The organism is bacterium (assembly GCA_035945995.1).
Taxonomy (GTDB): domain Bacteria; phylum Sysuimicrobiota; class Sysuimicrobiia; order Sysuimicrobiales; family Segetimicrobiaceae; genus DASSJF01.
This window is the reverse complement of sequence record DASYZR010000096.1, coordinates 1-14592: the sequence shown is the minus strand read 5'-3', so window position 1 is coordinate 14592 and position 14592 is coordinate 1. Positions and strand designations below refer to the sequence as shown.

Below are 14592 nucleotides of genomic sequence, written 5' to 3'. Positions count from 1 at the left end.
TCCGGGACGCAAGGCAGTGGTGCGGCGGTACGCTCGTCCAGAATGCATGAGCAGAGGAGGAAAGGGCATGCGCATCTTGTCTGTTCGTTGGGTTGTGGCCGCGATTGCCGTCGTCGCGGTCGCGTCGCTCTTGACGGTGCCATCGGCGATGTCCGCGACCAAGATAACCGTCTCCGTCGGCCGACAGCCCTGGGCGGCGGGAAATTCGCCCATCACGCAGTATATGATCGACCACAAGCTTTTCGAGAAGTACGCTGCGCAGTTCGGCTTCGACGTCACCGTCGACTACCGCGACTACCCGTCGGCGCTGCCGATGGTCGAGGCGATGGTCGGCGGCAAGCTCGACTTCGGGATGTGGGGTAACACCCCGATTGTCCGCGCGATCGCGCAGCAGGTTCCGCTCAGCGTGCTTGACGTAGGGGAGGGACATTTCCGGTTCATCATCGCGACGCGCGCGGGGTCCGGCATCCGCAACCTTCACGACCTCAAGGGGAAGACGGTTGGCGTCCTGCTCGGTGGCGACCCCTACAACGCATTCTCGCAAATGCTGTACTGGGTGCTTGGGAACGGCGACCCGAGGGCGCTTAACATCCGGCTGGTCAACACGCCGACGCAGGCGCAGGCGGCGACCGTTCCGAAGGGTATGGACGCCACCGTCGTCACGTACCCGGCGTACCTTGAAGCCCAGCTGACCGATCCCAATGTCAAGGGCATCGCGAACAGTTTCGGCTACACGGAGGACTACTATAAGGGCCGGCTCGGCGAAGGTGCAGGGCACCTGTACCCTGAGGTGAAGAAATCACCTTTTTATCCCGACGGGTTCTACCTCCACCGGTCGTTCTGGGTCGTCCGCAACGCGATCATGGATAAATACCCGAATCTCGTGGTGGCGTTCATTATGGCGCAACAGGCGGCGGTCGAGGCGCTGGACAAGATGCAACCGGGCCCGGTGGCGGCGCTCGTTCAGAAGTACTGGCAATTACCGCCCGATGTCGGTGCGAAGGTCGTCAAGGATGAGGTGCTGTTCATCCGCAACTGGGTGTGGCCCACTCAGGGAGATGCCTGGGCATTGGTCAAAACGTCACAATTCATGGTGGCCGGCAAGATGATCGACAAACCGCTTACCTGGAAGGAGGTCACCGACGACCTCGCAAAGGCCGCGCCGCTTCTCCAGACGGCCTATACCCGCATGGGTTCCTACCCGCCGGCCGCGGCATTCACGGACAAGAACGCGCGGGACCTCCGCGGTCTGCCGGTCTGGGATGTGAGCAAGTGGAAGCTGCCGACCCAGTAGCGCACCGGATCGAGGTGTCGGGAATGCGAGTCGGATTTGTGGGCGTCGGCGTCATGGGCGCGCCGATGGCCCAAAATATGCTGAAGGGCGGGCATACCGTCCTCGTTTACGATACCAACCGGGACGCGGTCGAGGCGCTCGTCCGGGCGGGCGCGGAGGGCGCGGCGAACGCCAAGCGGCTCGCAGCGGCGTGCGACGTCGTGATCACGATGTTGCCGACGCCCGCCGTGGTGGAGGCTGCGGTGTTCGGCCCCGACGGCATTCTGGAAGGGGCGGCTTCGGGTCTCGTCTACATCGACATGAGTACGGGTGAGCCGGTCCTTGCGCAGCGGTTGGCGCGCGCGTTGGGCGCACGGGGCGTCGTCGTGATCGACTGTCCCGTCGGCCGGACGCAGGCGCACGCGGCGGCCGGCACCCTGCTGCTGATGGCGGGAGGGGATCGCGCCGCGGTCGAGCGCGCCCGACCGGTGCTCATGTGCATGGGCAAGGACCTCGTCTACTGTGGAGGCCCCGGCATGGGACAGGCGATGAAGCTAGTCAACAACATGCTGGCGTCGATCGTGATGCAGGGCACGACTGAAGCGCTCACGCTGGGAGCCAAGGCGGGACTGTCCCTCGAGACGATGCTGACCGTGCTGACGAACACGATGGCGAGGAATGCGCAGTTGACCGATGCACTCCCGGCCAAGGCCTTCAAGGGCGACTTCACGCCGGGGTTCACCGTTCGGCTGGCTCGGAAGGACGTCGGCCTCGCGGTCGGCCTGGCCCAGCAATTGGAGGTACCCGTGCCCCTCGCTGCGTTGACCCTCCAGCTGTGCTCCGCGTTGGTCGCGGGTGGTTACGGCGGACAGGACGTGGGGGTGATCCTCGGCGCGCAGGCAGATTTCCTCGGCGTACGCATTCGTCTGGCGGAATAAGGAGAAGATGCACGGATGCGGTTAGCAGGCAAGATCGCCGCGGTGACGGGGTCGGCCGGGAACGGCATCGGGCGCGCGATCGCCCTCGCGTTCGCGCGGGAGGGGGCAGACGTGGCGGTGCTTGACATCCGCCCCGCGGCCGAGACCCTCGCCCTCGTGAAAACCACGGGCCGGCGCGCCGCGGGCGCCCCGTTGACCTCGGGACCGCCGAGCAAGCGATCGCCGGACTCGAGCAGGTCAGCGCGACCCTCGGTCCTATCGACATTCTCGTGAACACGGCGGCCGCGATCACGCGTAAGCCCTTCCTCGATATCACCCTCGACGATTGGGACGGTGTGCACCGCGTCGACCTGCGCGCATATTTCGTCACGGGCCAGTGGGTCGCGCGCGAGATGGTTCGCCGCGGCCACGGCGGCAACATCATCAACGTCGCGTCGGTCGGGAGCCTGGTCGTCACCAGGGAGCAGGTGCACTACTGCGCTGCCAAGGGGGGCGTGCTCATGCTCACCCGCGGCATGGCCGTCGAGTTGGCGCCGCACGGGATCCGGGTCAATGCGATTTCGCCGGGGACGATCGAGACCGACTTCAACCGCCACCTGCTGGCCGATGTCTGGCTCGTGCGCGGCGGCGGCCATACGATCGTCGTTGACACGGGATTCCTCGACCTGGCCCGCATGAATGCGCACCGGCCGCGGGACAAAATGCCCCTGCAAGAGACTCGAGAATCACTCCCCGACCAGCTCGCGGCCCGCGGCGTTCGGCCCGACGACGTTGACACTGTGATTCTCACCCACCTGCATCTCGATCACTGTTCGGGGTTGCCACTCTTTTCGAAGGCCCGGATCGTGATGCAGCAGCCTACCTTTACCGCAGCATTGAGATGATGACCCCGCCGGGGTTGATCACCAATCTTGGCGAGGCGTTCCGCGCCCTGGAGTGGGTGCGCGCCCGGGATGGCGTGGTGCTTCCGGGACATGATCCGGAGGTGCTTCGGCGCTATCCGGACGGCAGGGTTATCTAGGCAGTCAAATGGTACTCTCGCGGATACCGCACGCGAAGGGGGCGGTTGAGATGACGAAGCGAATGCTGGGCTGCATGCTCGCGTTTCTCCTCATCGTCTCGGTCGGCCGGGCGGCGGTGGGGCAGGGCGCGGTGACGCTCGTCTTCCGACAGAACGATACGCCGCTCGAAGCCGCTGGTCTGCTCGCGGCGATCACGGTGTGGAACCACGAGCACCCGAGCGTTCAGGTGCGCTTCGAGACGGTGCCGTGGAGCGATGCGCGCGATCAGTTCATCCGGGAGTCCCAAGTTGGAGGCGCGCCTGACGTTGCACAGCTCGCCTTCGTATGGACGCCGGACTTCGCCAAAGCGGGCATGCTGATGGACCTCTCGGGGTTCCTCAAGCAAGACCCGCCGCCCCACGGGCTCAACGACTTCCTCGCGCTGGATTATGCTCGCGCGGGAAACGCCATTGACGCGCTTCCCTGGACCGCCGACACGTTCGCAATGGTGTACCGGACGGACGTTCTCCGTAACGCCGGCATCAAGACGTTTCCAGACACGTGGCAGGACTTTCAGAAAGTGGCGGTGGCCCTGAGCAAAGAACGCGGGCGATTCGGATTCGTTTGGGGGGCGGGTGCGGCTCCCGGAGGCGCCATGGTCTTCCCGGCCACCTACTTCATCTGGAGCAACGGCTACGACTGGCTCAAGAGGAACCCCCAGCCCGGCACGTGGGACGTGGGGATCGACCAGAAGGCGCTGGCCGATTCGATCCGCTACTTCAAACAGTTCTTCGACCAGGGAGCATCGCCGCGGTCCCTCATCGCCATCAGTTCGTGGGCGGATCCCACGATCGTCCGCGGCATGCAGTCCGGCAACTTCGCCGTCACCCTGTGGCCGCCGGCTACATTGCAGGCCGTGCTCAAGGCCGACCCAAACCTGCCGCTTGCCTCCGCGCCTATTCCGCGCGGTATGGTGCGGCGGATCTCGCACCTGGGCGGCAGGACGCTCGCCATCTCTGCGCACACCAAGTATTCTCGTGAGGCCTGGGAATTCATGAAGTACCTGACATCCGCGCGCGTCTTCCGACTCTACTACACCGAGCAGATGCCGGCCCAAAAAGCTCTGCTCAGCGAGGTGAAGCTTCCGCCGCAGTTCAAGGGCTACGCGGAGATGTTGCCGATCGCGCGCACCTTCTACGCTGACACGCTCTCACCGGCGCCCTGGCCGGCGGTGTGGGACGCGGTCGACCGGGAGTACGACGCGGCGTTCTCTGGCCAAAAGGATCCCGACGCGGCCGCCCGGGACCTCATCGCGGCGATTCGACAGCTCCTGGGCCGGCGGTAGTGCGCGGACGTACAACACCGGCCTCGCCGCATCCCCGGTCAGGCGGGCGCGCGAAGACGCGCGTGCGGCAGGCGACCGGGCTCATCGCTCCGGCGCTTGCCGTGCTTGCGTTCTTCTTCATCGTTCCGTCGCTCTACAATCTGCGCCTGGGATTCTTCGACCTTGACTTGGCGAGCCTGGCGCGCGGTGGCCGTTTCGTCGGGCTGGCCAACTACGACGCCCTCACGCGGGATGCCCACGCTCGACTCGCGCTCACGAACACGGTCTTGTGGCTTACGCTGGTCACGGTCGTAGCGCGGCTCGTCCTCGGTATGGTAATCGCGCTTCTGCTCAACAGCGCGGCGCTCCAGCGCTGGCGCCTCCGCGGCATCGCCCGCGCTTTGATGCTGATCCCCTGGGCCACGCCCCCCGTGGTCGCGGTGGCGACGTGGAAGTGGATGCTCGAGCAGCAATACGGGATCGTGAATCAGGTCCTGGTGGCGCTGGGCTTGATCTCTTCCCCGATCGCGTTCTTCGCCATGACGTCCACCGTCTGGCTTGCCGTGGACACGATCATCGTCTGGCGCGAGGTGCCCTTCGTGGTGCTGTCGTTCCTCGCGGGGCTGCAGTCGATCTCCCGTGAGTACTACGACGCGGCCCGTGTCGACGGCGCCAACGATCTCGCGGCGTTCAAGTACATCACCCTGCCTCTCCTCGCGCCGATTGTCGGCGTGGTGGGCCTGCTGTCGACGATCTGGACGTTCAATAACTTCGTCTACGTGTGGCTGAGCACCCGCGGTGGACCGGGCTACTTCACCACCGTGCTTGGCACGCAGGTCTACCTCGAGGCATTTACCAATTATCGGTTGGGGTACAGCGCGGCGCTGGGGATGGCCATGACCGGCATCCTCGTGCTGTTCGCGCTCGTGTACTTCCGTGTGGTCTTCCGCCGAAGCCTGGTAACGTCGTGAGCGGACCGCCTCGAACGTCGTTCGTCCACGGGTGGAGCGCCCACCGGGGTGCGCCCGGCAAGCGCGCGAAGACCGTGCGCCGGCTGCAGGATCTCGCGGTGGTCGGGACGACGCTGTGCGTCTTGGCCTGGTTCGTGTTCCCGTGGGTGTGGATGCTGCTAAGCAGCATCACCCCGGAGCGTGATCTTTTCTCCGGCACGTTCCGCCTCATCGGCGGCTTCACGTTCGAACACTACGCGGGTCTGGTCGGTGCGGGGTTCCCGCGCTACTTCCTCAACAGCATCGTCGTCTCGACGGCTGCCGTGGGCGGCTCGATGGTGTTGGCCGTTCTGGCGGCGTACGGCTTCTCGCGATTCAATTTCCGCGGCAATGAGAGCCTGCTGGGGTTTGTCGCTTTCACCCAAATGTTCCCCTGGATCATTCTCGTCACGCCGGTGTACGTGCTCTTTTGGCGGCTCCACCTCGTCAACACCTACACGGGGCTCATCATCGCATACGTCGCTATCACCACTCCCTTCTGCGTCTTCATGCTGCTGGGGTACCTCGCCTCGATCCCGCGCGAACTAGACGACGCCGCGGCGATCGACGGATGCTCGACGTGGAAGATCATCTGGCGGGTCATCGTCCCGGTCGCGGCCCCCGGCATCGCGGGCACCGCCACGTACGCGTTCGCCCAGGCCTGGAGCGAGTTCGTTTTTGCGCTGACGCTGATGACGCACAGCGAACTCCGGACGGTCCAGGTCGGCCTCGCCTCGTTCTTCGGCGAGTACACGACGGAGTGGGGCCGCGTCATGGCCGCGTCCTCGGCGGCGACGCTGCCGACCGTGATCTTCTTCCTCCTCGTACAGAAACATCTCGTCTCCGGCCTTACGGCCGGCGCGCTCAAGGAATAGGTCGCGCCCGCTGGCAATGTCGCGGCGCCAAGTCCCAGGCTAAGAGGGAGACCGTGGGCCGTCTGCTGGTAATCGATCCCCGTGACGACGTCGGGATCGCCCTCGAAGATGTCGCGTCCGGCGAACCCCTGAGCGTCGACGGGAACCCACTTCGCGGCCTTCGCGCCGCGGAGGTCGTGCCATTCGGGCACAAGGTGTCGATCCGTCCAATTCGCACGGGAGAGCCGGTACGCAGGTACGGTGAAGTGATCGGGGTCGCCACGTCCGACATTCCGCCCGGTCGACACGTCCACACCCACAACGTGGCAAGCCGATACAAGGCCGAGGGCGAGGCGGCCACACGCTCCTCGGTCACCTTCCAGGTGCCCAAGCCTCACGATCGGAAGGTGGAGCCGGCAACCGCAGTCGGCTCCGGAGTGACGTTCTCCGGGTACCGGCGCCGTGACGGGACCACAGGGATCCGCAACCTAGTGGTCGTCCTCGCCCTTCAGGACAACAGTACCTCGGTTGTGCGGCGCATCGGCGCAACGGTCCCCGAAGCCGTTGCCGTGGGATCGTGGTTCGGATTGGCGCAGTTCGGCCCTGACCACATCCTGCGCCAGAGGGTTTGGCTCGGGCTGGCCACACACCCGAACGTGGCGGGCGCTGTCCTGGTCGGCCTGGAGGGAGCCTCCGCTGCTCCGCTGGCCGAAGCCGTGGCCGCCGCCGGACGGCTGGTTGAGGTCGTCGACGTCCAGCGGGCCGGCGGGACGGTCGCCGCGGCCGAACAAGGTGCTGGGCTGGCTGCACGCATGGTGCGAGAGGCGGCGCGTCAGACCCGCGAACCGCTGCGCGCCGAACTCATTGTGGGCCTGGAATGCGGTGCCTCCGACAATACATCCGGAATCACCGCCAATCCGGTCATCGGGCTGGTGGCCGACCGGCTTGTGCGGTTGGGAGGGACGGTGATCATCAGCGAACCGACGGAGATGTTGGGGGCTGAGCATCTCTTGGCACAACGTTGCGCCAATGAGGAAGTGGCGCGTCAGTTGTCGGAGATCATCGCGAGGCGGTACGGGTTAGCTAAGAGCTTGGGGGTGGATCTCCTGGGCGTCAACCCCGGCCCCGTCAACATCGCCGCCGGTCTCTCTACGATAGAGGAAAAGGCCATGGGAGCGATTCAGAAAGCCGGGAGCTCAACGATCTGCGAGGTTGTCGACCACGGCGCGAGTCCCGGCCACACTGGGTTGGTCGTGATGGACGCTCCCAGCCCCGCGGTGGAGAACATGACCGCCCTCGCCGCGGGAGGCGCGCATCTTATCCTCTTCGGCACGGGGACGTGCAACCCCGTCGGGAACCCTTTTGCACCTACCGTCAAAATCACGGGCAACCCTCGGACGGCGCAGAGAATGCGTGATCACATCGATCTGGACGTGAGCGGCGTCATCATGGGGACGGACTCATTGGCAACAAGCGCTGAGCGGGCGTTCAGCCTGACGCTGGAGGTCGCCTCGGGGAAGCTCACGCGTGCTGAGATTCTCGGCGATCTGGAAATCGCAATTAGCCGCTTGAATCCGTCTGTGTGAACCCGTGACGGTATCGAGGAGCCGCGGATTTGAGAACGTCACGCCCCAGGGCCGATGTAATTCAGCAGTCCAGATGCTGGTGATTCGCATGGGGCCCGTGTGCTCCGTCCTAATGCCCAGGAGCGTGGTCGTGATCAAGACAGATGCCGGCGTCTTCGGAGTGAGCGAGGTCGAGGCAGGCCACAGGCACGCCCCCGCGCTCAGAGCGGTCATCGCGAAGCAGTTTCGGGCCCCTGCTCATAGCAAGATTCTGGTTGAGGTTCTTCCGGACGGTTTCTTCGCCTTGGAGGATGGGCCTGTCCGGCGACCGGATGCCTCTGGAGTGCCCATTTCTGTGGAGGTTGATGATCTGAGAAGGCGTAGTGCAGCCTGATCGGGTTTCAGCAATGGTGATGACGCACGACCGGCTCGGCCCATGGGTAGCAGAGTCCCAGGTTACGGGCCGTCGGAGCGGCGACTTACTGACGGCAGCCCGCCGGCATATCGAGGCCCTGGGAGCCCATTCGTTCTGACAGGAGCGCGCATACAAAGTCAGGCCATGCGTATCACCCGCGTAGAACCGATCGTTGTTAACGCAACACCACACACGAACTGGGTCTTTGTGCGTCTCGATACCGACGACGGCCTCTCGGGCGTGGGAGAGGCCACTCTGGTCGGTAATGAGCCGGCCGTCGTGGCCGCTCTGGAGACGCTCGGGCGTGCGCTCGCGGGGCAAGATCCGTTTCGCATCGACGCATCGGGATGGGGCGGCTCTGCCGATATGGTCCAGGTCGTGGCCGTCTCCGGGTTAGAGCAAGCCGCGTGGGACCTACGTGGCAAAGCCTGCGGGATGCCTGTGCACGCTCTTCTCGGGAGCCGCCGTTCAATTGTGCCCGTATACGCGAACATCAATCGCGGCACGCGTGACCGTTCGCCCGACGGGTTCGCCGCGCGCGCTGCCGCGGCTGTAGCGGCCGGATATTTGGCTGTTAAGTGTGCGCCCTTCGACGAGTACCTGCCGTGGAAGCCCGAGCGGAGCGCGTTGGATATGGGCGTGCGGCGAGTCGAAGCCATTCGTGCCGCGCTGCCCGACCGGGTGGCGCTCATGGTGGACTGTCACTGGCGCTTCGACGTGCCAACGGCCATCGACGTGGGCACGCGCTTGGCGCCGCTCGGACTCTTCTGGTACGAGTGTCCTGTCCCCGAGGTGCACCCAGCCGACACTCTCGAGGTCAAGACCCGCACCGGCCTGCGCATCGCGTGCGGGGAACTCAAGACCCGCCCGCGCGACTACACCGGCCTGCTCATGGCCGGATGCGCTGACGTCCTGATGCCTGATATCAAGTTCGTGGGAGGGATTCAGGGGCTGCTCAAGATCGGCGCACTTGCCGACGCCTTTGGCGTCTCGGTGGCTCCGCACAATCCGAGCGGTCCTGTCGCGACGGCCGCTACGCTACAAGCCGCGGCGGCGCTCGACGCTCTCGTCACACTTGAGTACCAGTTTGCCGAGGTGGAGTGGTACGCGGACCTTGTGCAGGCGGAGTTCGTCGTTACGAGGGGGCATATGACGATCCCGACCGCGCCGGGCCTCGGGATCGCGCTCGACCGCGCTTTCGCGGCCAAGCATCCCTATCAACCGGTGCGTCCTCTCCAGGACCCGAAGCTCATTCAACGCGGACTGATGGCAGCAGACACGTTTCCGCCCCCACCGTGATGCCGCCGCTCGGACGGAAAGCCCAAACGGTTGTTGCAAGTTGGAGCCTCCTTTGGGCACCCAGCTTTCACGAGAATCATAGCCGCAAATGATAAGTTTGGCGGAGGTCCCATAGTCAAAGATCGGCGCCTTTGAACCCGTCCCCAGTCTTGCGACTGTTCATAGTCAGCTGGCGTTGACGACTTCCCGCTCCAGTCCAGGCGCCGCAGGCGATGCTGGCGCAGGTCTATGTCTTTGCGAACGGCGTCAAAGATGACCGGCCCTTGAAGTGTCGGCACGACGTCTTCGACAATGCTCCCGGAACGCCGGTTATAGTCCGCTACGGCGAATCTTGCTGGTCACGTGGAAGGAGGGGACACGTCCTCGGATCCTGCGGTCCGTGGCAGAGGTCAAGGACGCGGAAAGCAAGGGCGAGCTGGCGACCAAAGATACCGGCGTGGTGGTAAATATCCCGCTGTTGACCTGGCCCGGAGGGCACCGATAGGCAGGGACCCTCGCAGGCATCACCGCCATGGCGCGCGGCCTCACAGGAGGCAGGAGAGGCCCATCGAAGAGGCGGACCAACGCACTGCGCTGCATTCCGCGAGAGGAGCGACTCACATGCCGTTGCCCACCGAGCCCATTGGCAGCGTTCCCCGGCCGCAAGAACTCCTTGACGGGATCCGGGAGTTCGATGCTGGTCACATTTCGCGCGGGGAATTGGACGCACTGTACGATCGCGCGACCCGGGACACCATCGAACGCTTCGAGGCGACGGGGTTATTACCGACGGAGAACAGACGAAACCCAGTTTTGCGACCTACCCGATCCATGGACTCGAGACACTCGCAGCGGACGGCGTCGTGATTCGCTTTTCCGACGGCCATATATCGCGCACACCTGCATGAACCGGTGGCCGACGAGCACGAGAAGGAGGGTGTATGTCACAGGAGCGGGAGTTACGCTGGTCCGACGAGGACGCGGCCCGGATCGTCCGCGAGACATACGGCGCCGTCGTTCCCAAAGACACCGGCGTCGCCGCCAGTCTCTACACACCGGAGGAATTGGCGACGGTCCCGGTGCCGGCGGCCGAGATGGCGCTTGGATTGGGGAACCCAATTCGTTACGCTGCCCTCAGGCCCGGAGAGGTGGTGCTCGATTTGGGCAGCGGCGGCGGTATCGACTCCATCTACGCGGCCCGACTCGTCGGTTCCGCCGGGAGGGCGATCGGACTCGACATGACCCCCGCGATGCTCGAGAGGGCGCGCGCGCACGCCGCGCTGGGCGGGGTGGCCAACGTTGAGTTCATCGAGGGGCGGATGGAGGCGATTCCGCTGCCGGACGCCTTCGTGGACGTTGTCATCAGCAACGGCGTGATCAATCTCGTCACGTCGAAAGGGAAGTTATTCCGTGAAATCTTCCGCGTGCTGCGACCGGGAGGGCGCCTCGTCTTCTCCGACTCGGTGATCGATGGAACGCTGCCTACGGAGGTGCTCGAGAGCGAGGCTGCCTACGCCGGCTGACTGGCCGGTGCGCTTGCGGAGCAAGCGCTTTTGGAGACCGGACGCAAGGCCGGCTTTGCGAACGTAGAGATAGTCGGAGACCGGACGCCGCTTAGCAGAGAGCGGCTGCGCCTGTACCCGCTGTTCTCCGAGGACTTCCTCGCATGGCTGTTCGAGCGCATCGATCCATCATGCAGTCCGATCTACACGACGCACTTCCGAATGGAAAAGCCCCGTGAGTGAGAGAGAGGAACGCTACAAGGGACCTCCGGCTGACGCGGTACGAGGAGGTGGTGCGGTGGCGGCCCAATGGCACATCAACGGCGACTATGTGCTGAGTTCCTGACCGGTGAAAACATCTGCCCCTCCTGCGGCCGCCCGCCCGCTCCCCAACACGAGAATGGGCTCGGTGCGCCGCGGTATGTTCCGCCGCGCACCGATGTCCGCGCACTGCGTGAGCGGCTTGGCCTCTCACAGGTAGAGTTTGCGCAACGTTATATGCTGTCGCAGCGGACTATTGAGGATTGGGAGCAGCATCGACGCGAGCCATCGGACGCCGCGCGTGTGCTCCTGTTCGCCATCTCGCGCAACCACGAGGCTGTCGAGAAAGCCCTGCATGGATAAGAGCTCACTGGGTTCCTCACAGATTGGGTAATTCTAATTGGGGCGTAAGCAATGGGGTGCGTGCTGGTGCAGCGCCGGACTGGATTTGCCCGGATCGCCGCGTTGCTGGCGGGCTTGGTGACGCTTAGTCCAGCTCTGCTGCAGGCGAACGGGTCCGCGAGCACGTCGGTGATGCTGGCACCGGATACGGCGGCGGCCTCACGGGTCCAGTGGACCGTACGCATGCTCACTCCGTATTGCGGCGGCTACAAAGTCGGCGGTTACGTGACCATCCGCTTCCTCCCGCCATTCATACTGCCGCCGTCAGTCCCCTCTGCCGCGGTTTCATTTGCCGACGGGCCGGCCACGGTGACCCGGAAGGATGATATCCTCCAGATCGCTCCGGCGCCCGGCCGCATCTGGTCTATGCTCTGCGGAGCCGAACTTCCGCTGGAGATTGTGCTATCCAAGGGAGCCGGGCTCCGGAATCCGGCGAGACGCGGCACGTATGCCGTCGAGGTCAGTACGGAAGCCAACCCGAAACCAATCCGTGTGCCGGTCGTGGTGGGTCCGGCACGACCTTGACACACGATCCGAGGTGGATCCGATGAAGCGTTTGGTTCCACTGCTTGCGGCAATGCTGATGGCGGCGCCCGCCGTGTCTGCTCCCGCAGGTCCGCCCGACACCCTGGAGGCGAGGCCCCCGATCCACGTCCGGGGCAATGCGACCGTCGCACCGACCGCGTACGCACCGAGTCAGATTCGCCACGCCTACGGCTTCGATCGCCTCAACGTGGATGGCAGCTCCGTGGTTGTCGGGATTGTCGACGCCTACGACGATCCCGCGATCGCCGGCGATCTCCAGAAATTCATCAGCCAATTCAATCTGAAGCCGATGCATGGTCTGTCCGCCGCCGATCCCTGCACGGTGAGCGCCGGTCCGCACCCATGTTTTCAAAAGGTCTTTGCCCAGGGGAAGGCGCGCACCGATGGCGGCTGGGCCCTCGAGATGTCGCTCGATGTTGAATGGTCGCACGCGATTGCTCCCGGCGCGGACATTGTCCTCGTCGAAGCCGCGAACGGCCGGGTGTCCAGCCTCCTGACCGCCGTCGATGTCGCAGTGACCTACGGAGCCAGGATCGTGTCCATGAGCTGGGGAGGCTCTGAATTCTCGACCGAATCGGGGAGCGACTCTCACTTCAATCACAGCGGCGTGACGTTTGTGGCCTCCTCCGGCGACGCCGGCACCGGCGTCATCTGGCCGGCCGCGTCTCCGTACGTCGTCGGCGTGGGTGGCACGACCTTGCCGCTCGACGCTACGGGCAATCTTACCGGCTCAGAAACCGCCTGGAGCGGTTCCGGAGGCGGCATCAGCGCGTACGAGACGGAGCCGGGCTATCAGTCCGGCTACCCCATTCCGGCCAGCGGAAGCAAGCGCGGCATCCCCGACGTGTCGTATGACGCCGATCCCGGCACGGGAGTCTCGGTATACGACTCGACGAACTACCAGGGCCAAAAGGGCTGGTTCAGCGTCGGCGGCACCAGCGCCGGTGCGCCCCAGTGGTCTGCCCTCTTCGCACTGGCCGACCAGGGTCGCGCGGCGCTGTCGAGCAACAGCACGGGCAGCTCCCCCGTGTATCACGCGGCGGCGTCGGCCGTGTACGGATCGAACTACCGTGACATCACAAGCGGCAGCAACGGATCGTGCGCAACATGTACCGCAAGAACCGGTTATGATTTTGTCACCGGCCTCGGTAGTCCCCTCGCCAACAACATCGTGCCGTATTTGAACACACATTGACCGCCACAGACCTTCCGGTCCCCGTCGACAGACGCTACTTTGAGGATTACGTGCCGGGGTCGGTGCTCGAGTACGGAGCGATAACCGTGACCGAGGAGGACATGATCGAGTTTGCGGAGCGGTTTGATCCACAGCCGTTCCACGTCGACGCGGACGCCGCGGCGGAAGGGCCGTTTGGCGGACTGATCGCGAGCGGATGGCACACTGCGAGCGTGATGATGCGGCTCGTCGCCGATCACTATCTGTCCAAGGTCGCCAGCCTCGGCTCTCCCGGCGTGGATGAGCTTCGTTGGACACGGCCGGTGCGACCAGGCGATTCGTTGCGCGTTCGAGTGTCGATCATGGAAGCCCGTCGCTCCCGGTCGAAGCCTGATCGAGGCGTGGTGCGTTCGCGGGTGGAGATCGTGAACCAGCGCGGAGATGTCGTGATGAGTCTCCAGGCCCTCAACATATTGCGGTGCAGAAACGGGGGCCGATAGGGCGGAAGGGGCGCCTGCTTCTTGTTCCTTCGCGATCGTGACGCTGTGTCATCGCCGGAGGTGCCTGCCGGAGTGGTATACTGGGAGGTACTTAGTCGGCGTAGGGAGCGTGATATTTGAAGCGTCCAAACTACAATGCTGCGAAACGAGCCCGCGAACTGAAACAGAAAGCAAAACGCGACGCGAAGTTGGCACGCAGGCAGGTCCGCGCAGGCAGTCCGGCGCCGCAGCCGGACGTTCCACCCGAACCGAACGCCCCGATCCCTCAGGAGCAGGACCACGCCCCGCTGACCCATCAAGGGACCTAGGGCGCCCCGTGGACATCCGGAGGCGTCCCCTCAACGCGGCCGCGCTCGAAGTGCGGGAGCGAACCACGCGAATTCGCGCCGCGGCCCGCAAGGGCCGGACCACGGCGGAGATCGCCGAAGGGTATGACTTCCCGCTCAAGATGGTGGAGCAGATCCTCGCGCCTGTCGCCGACGTGCGGCTGTCCGACCCCGCGCATCTGCTGAACGACCGCGCCGTGGCGGCGGGACTTCCCGCCGCGGACATTCAAGTGTACTGGGCGGG

General features: G+C 64.8%; 15 protein-coding genes and 1 pseudogene. All 16 read left to right on the top strand.

The annotated features are described in order from the left end of the window. The first annotated feature begins 16 nt into the window (after positions 1 to 16). Positions 17 to 1294 (top strand): PhnD/SsuA/transferrin family substrate-binding protein, encoded by a 1278-nt coding sequence (locus VGZ23_10005; GenBank protein ID HEV2357926.1) that lies wholly within the window; start codon positions 17 to 19, stop codon positions 1292 to 1294. Next, positions 1273 to 2211 (top strand): NAD(P)-dependent oxidoreductase, encoded by a 939-nt coding sequence (locus tag VGZ23_10000; GenBank protein HEV2357925.1) that lies wholly within the window; start codon positions 1273 to 1275, stop codon positions 2209 to 2211. The genes VGZ23_10005 and VGZ23_10000 overlap by 22 nt, the downstream gene beginning before the upstream one ends. A gap of 15 nt (positions 2212 to 2226) precedes the next feature. Beyond that, positions 2227 to 2484, top strand: coding sequence for an SDR family NAD(P)-dependent oxidoreductase (locus tag VGZ23_09995; GenBank protein HEV2357924.1), 258 nt, complete (start codon positions 2227 to 2229; stop codon positions 2482 to 2484). Next, complete coding sequence (locus VGZ23_09990; protein HEV2357923.1) at positions 2430 to 3095, top strand: SDR family NAD(P)-dependent oxidoreductase; 666 nt, start codon at positions 2430 to 2432, stop codon at positions 3093 to 3095. The genes VGZ23_09995 and VGZ23_09990 overlap by 55 nt, the downstream gene beginning before the upstream one ends. Positions 3096 to 3282: 187 nt before the next feature. Further along, positions 3283 to 4557 carry a sugar ABC transporter substrate-binding protein gene (locus VGZ23_09985; protein HEV2357922.1) on the top strand — a complete coding sequence of 425 codons (1275 nt, stop codon included), beginning with the start codon at positions 3283 to 3285 and terminating at the stop codon, positions 4555 to 4557. Between the two features lie 62 nt (positions 4558 to 4619). Continuing rightward, positions 4620 to 5507: a sugar ABC transporter permease gene (locus VGZ23_09980; GenBank protein ID HEV2357921.1), complete on the top strand. Its 888-nt coding sequence runs from the start codon at positions 4620 to 4622 to the stop codon at positions 5505 to 5507. Further along, on the top strand, positions 5504 to 6400 hold the full coding sequence (locus VGZ23_09975) for a carbohydrate ABC transporter permease (protein ID HEV2357920.1): 897 nt from the start codon (positions 5504 to 5506) through the stop codon (positions 6398 to 6400). The genes VGZ23_09980 and VGZ23_09975 overlap by 4 nt, the downstream gene beginning before the upstream one ends. Positions 6401 to 6453: 53 nt before the next feature. Continuing rightward, positions 6454 to 7965: an altronate dehydratase family protein gene (locus tag VGZ23_09970; GenBank protein HEV2357919.1), complete on the top strand. Its 1512-nt coding sequence runs from the start codon at positions 6454 to 6456 to the stop codon at positions 7963 to 7965. Positions 7966 to 8095: 130 nt separating this feature from the next. After that, positions 8096 to 8338, top strand: coding sequence for a hypothetical protein (locus tag VGZ23_09965; GenBank protein ID HEV2357918.1), 243 nt, complete (start codon positions 8096 to 8098; stop codon positions 8336 to 8338). Between the two features lie 165 nt (positions 8339 to 8503). Beyond that, entirely contained in the window at positions 8504 to 9658 is a 1155-nt protein-coding gene (locus VGZ23_09960) for a mandelate racemase/muconate lactonizing enzyme family protein (protein ID HEV2357917.1), read from the top strand. Between the two features lie 600 nt (positions 9659 to 10258). After that, positions 10259 to 10524, top strand: a pseudogene (locus VGZ23_09955) (5-methyltetrahydropteroyltriglutamate--homocysteine methyltransferase). Positions 10525 to 10578: 54 nt separating this feature from the next. Beyond that, positions 10579 to 11160, top strand: coding sequence for a methyltransferase domain-containing protein (locus tag VGZ23_09950; GenBank protein HEV2357916.1), 582 nt, complete (start codon positions 10579 to 10581; stop codon positions 11158 to 11160). A 663-nt stretch (positions 11161 to 11823) separates the two neighbouring features. Further along, on the top strand, positions 11824 to 12327 hold the full coding sequence (locus tag VGZ23_09945) for a hypothetical protein (GenBank protein HEV2357915.1): 504 nt from the start codon (positions 11824 to 11826) through the stop codon (positions 12325 to 12327). Positions 12328 to 12349: 22 nt separating this feature from the next. Then, on the top strand, positions 12350 to 13543 hold the full coding sequence (locus VGZ23_09940; protein ID HEV2357914.1) for a S53 family peptidase: 1194 nt from the start codon (positions 12350 to 12352) through the stop codon (positions 13541 to 13543). Further along, positions 13540 to 14022 carry a MaoC family dehydratase gene (locus tag VGZ23_09935; GenBank protein HEV2357913.1) on the top strand — a complete coding sequence of 161 codons (483 nt, stop codon included), beginning with the start codon at positions 13540 to 13542 and terminating at the stop codon, positions 14020 to 14022. The genes VGZ23_09940 and VGZ23_09935 overlap by 4 nt, the downstream gene beginning before the upstream one ends. 316 nt (positions 14023 to 14338) lie before the next feature. After that, positions 14339 to 14592 (top strand): hypothetical protein (locus tag VGZ23_09930; protein HEV2357912.1); only part of this gene is annotated, 254 nt, incomplete at its 3' end.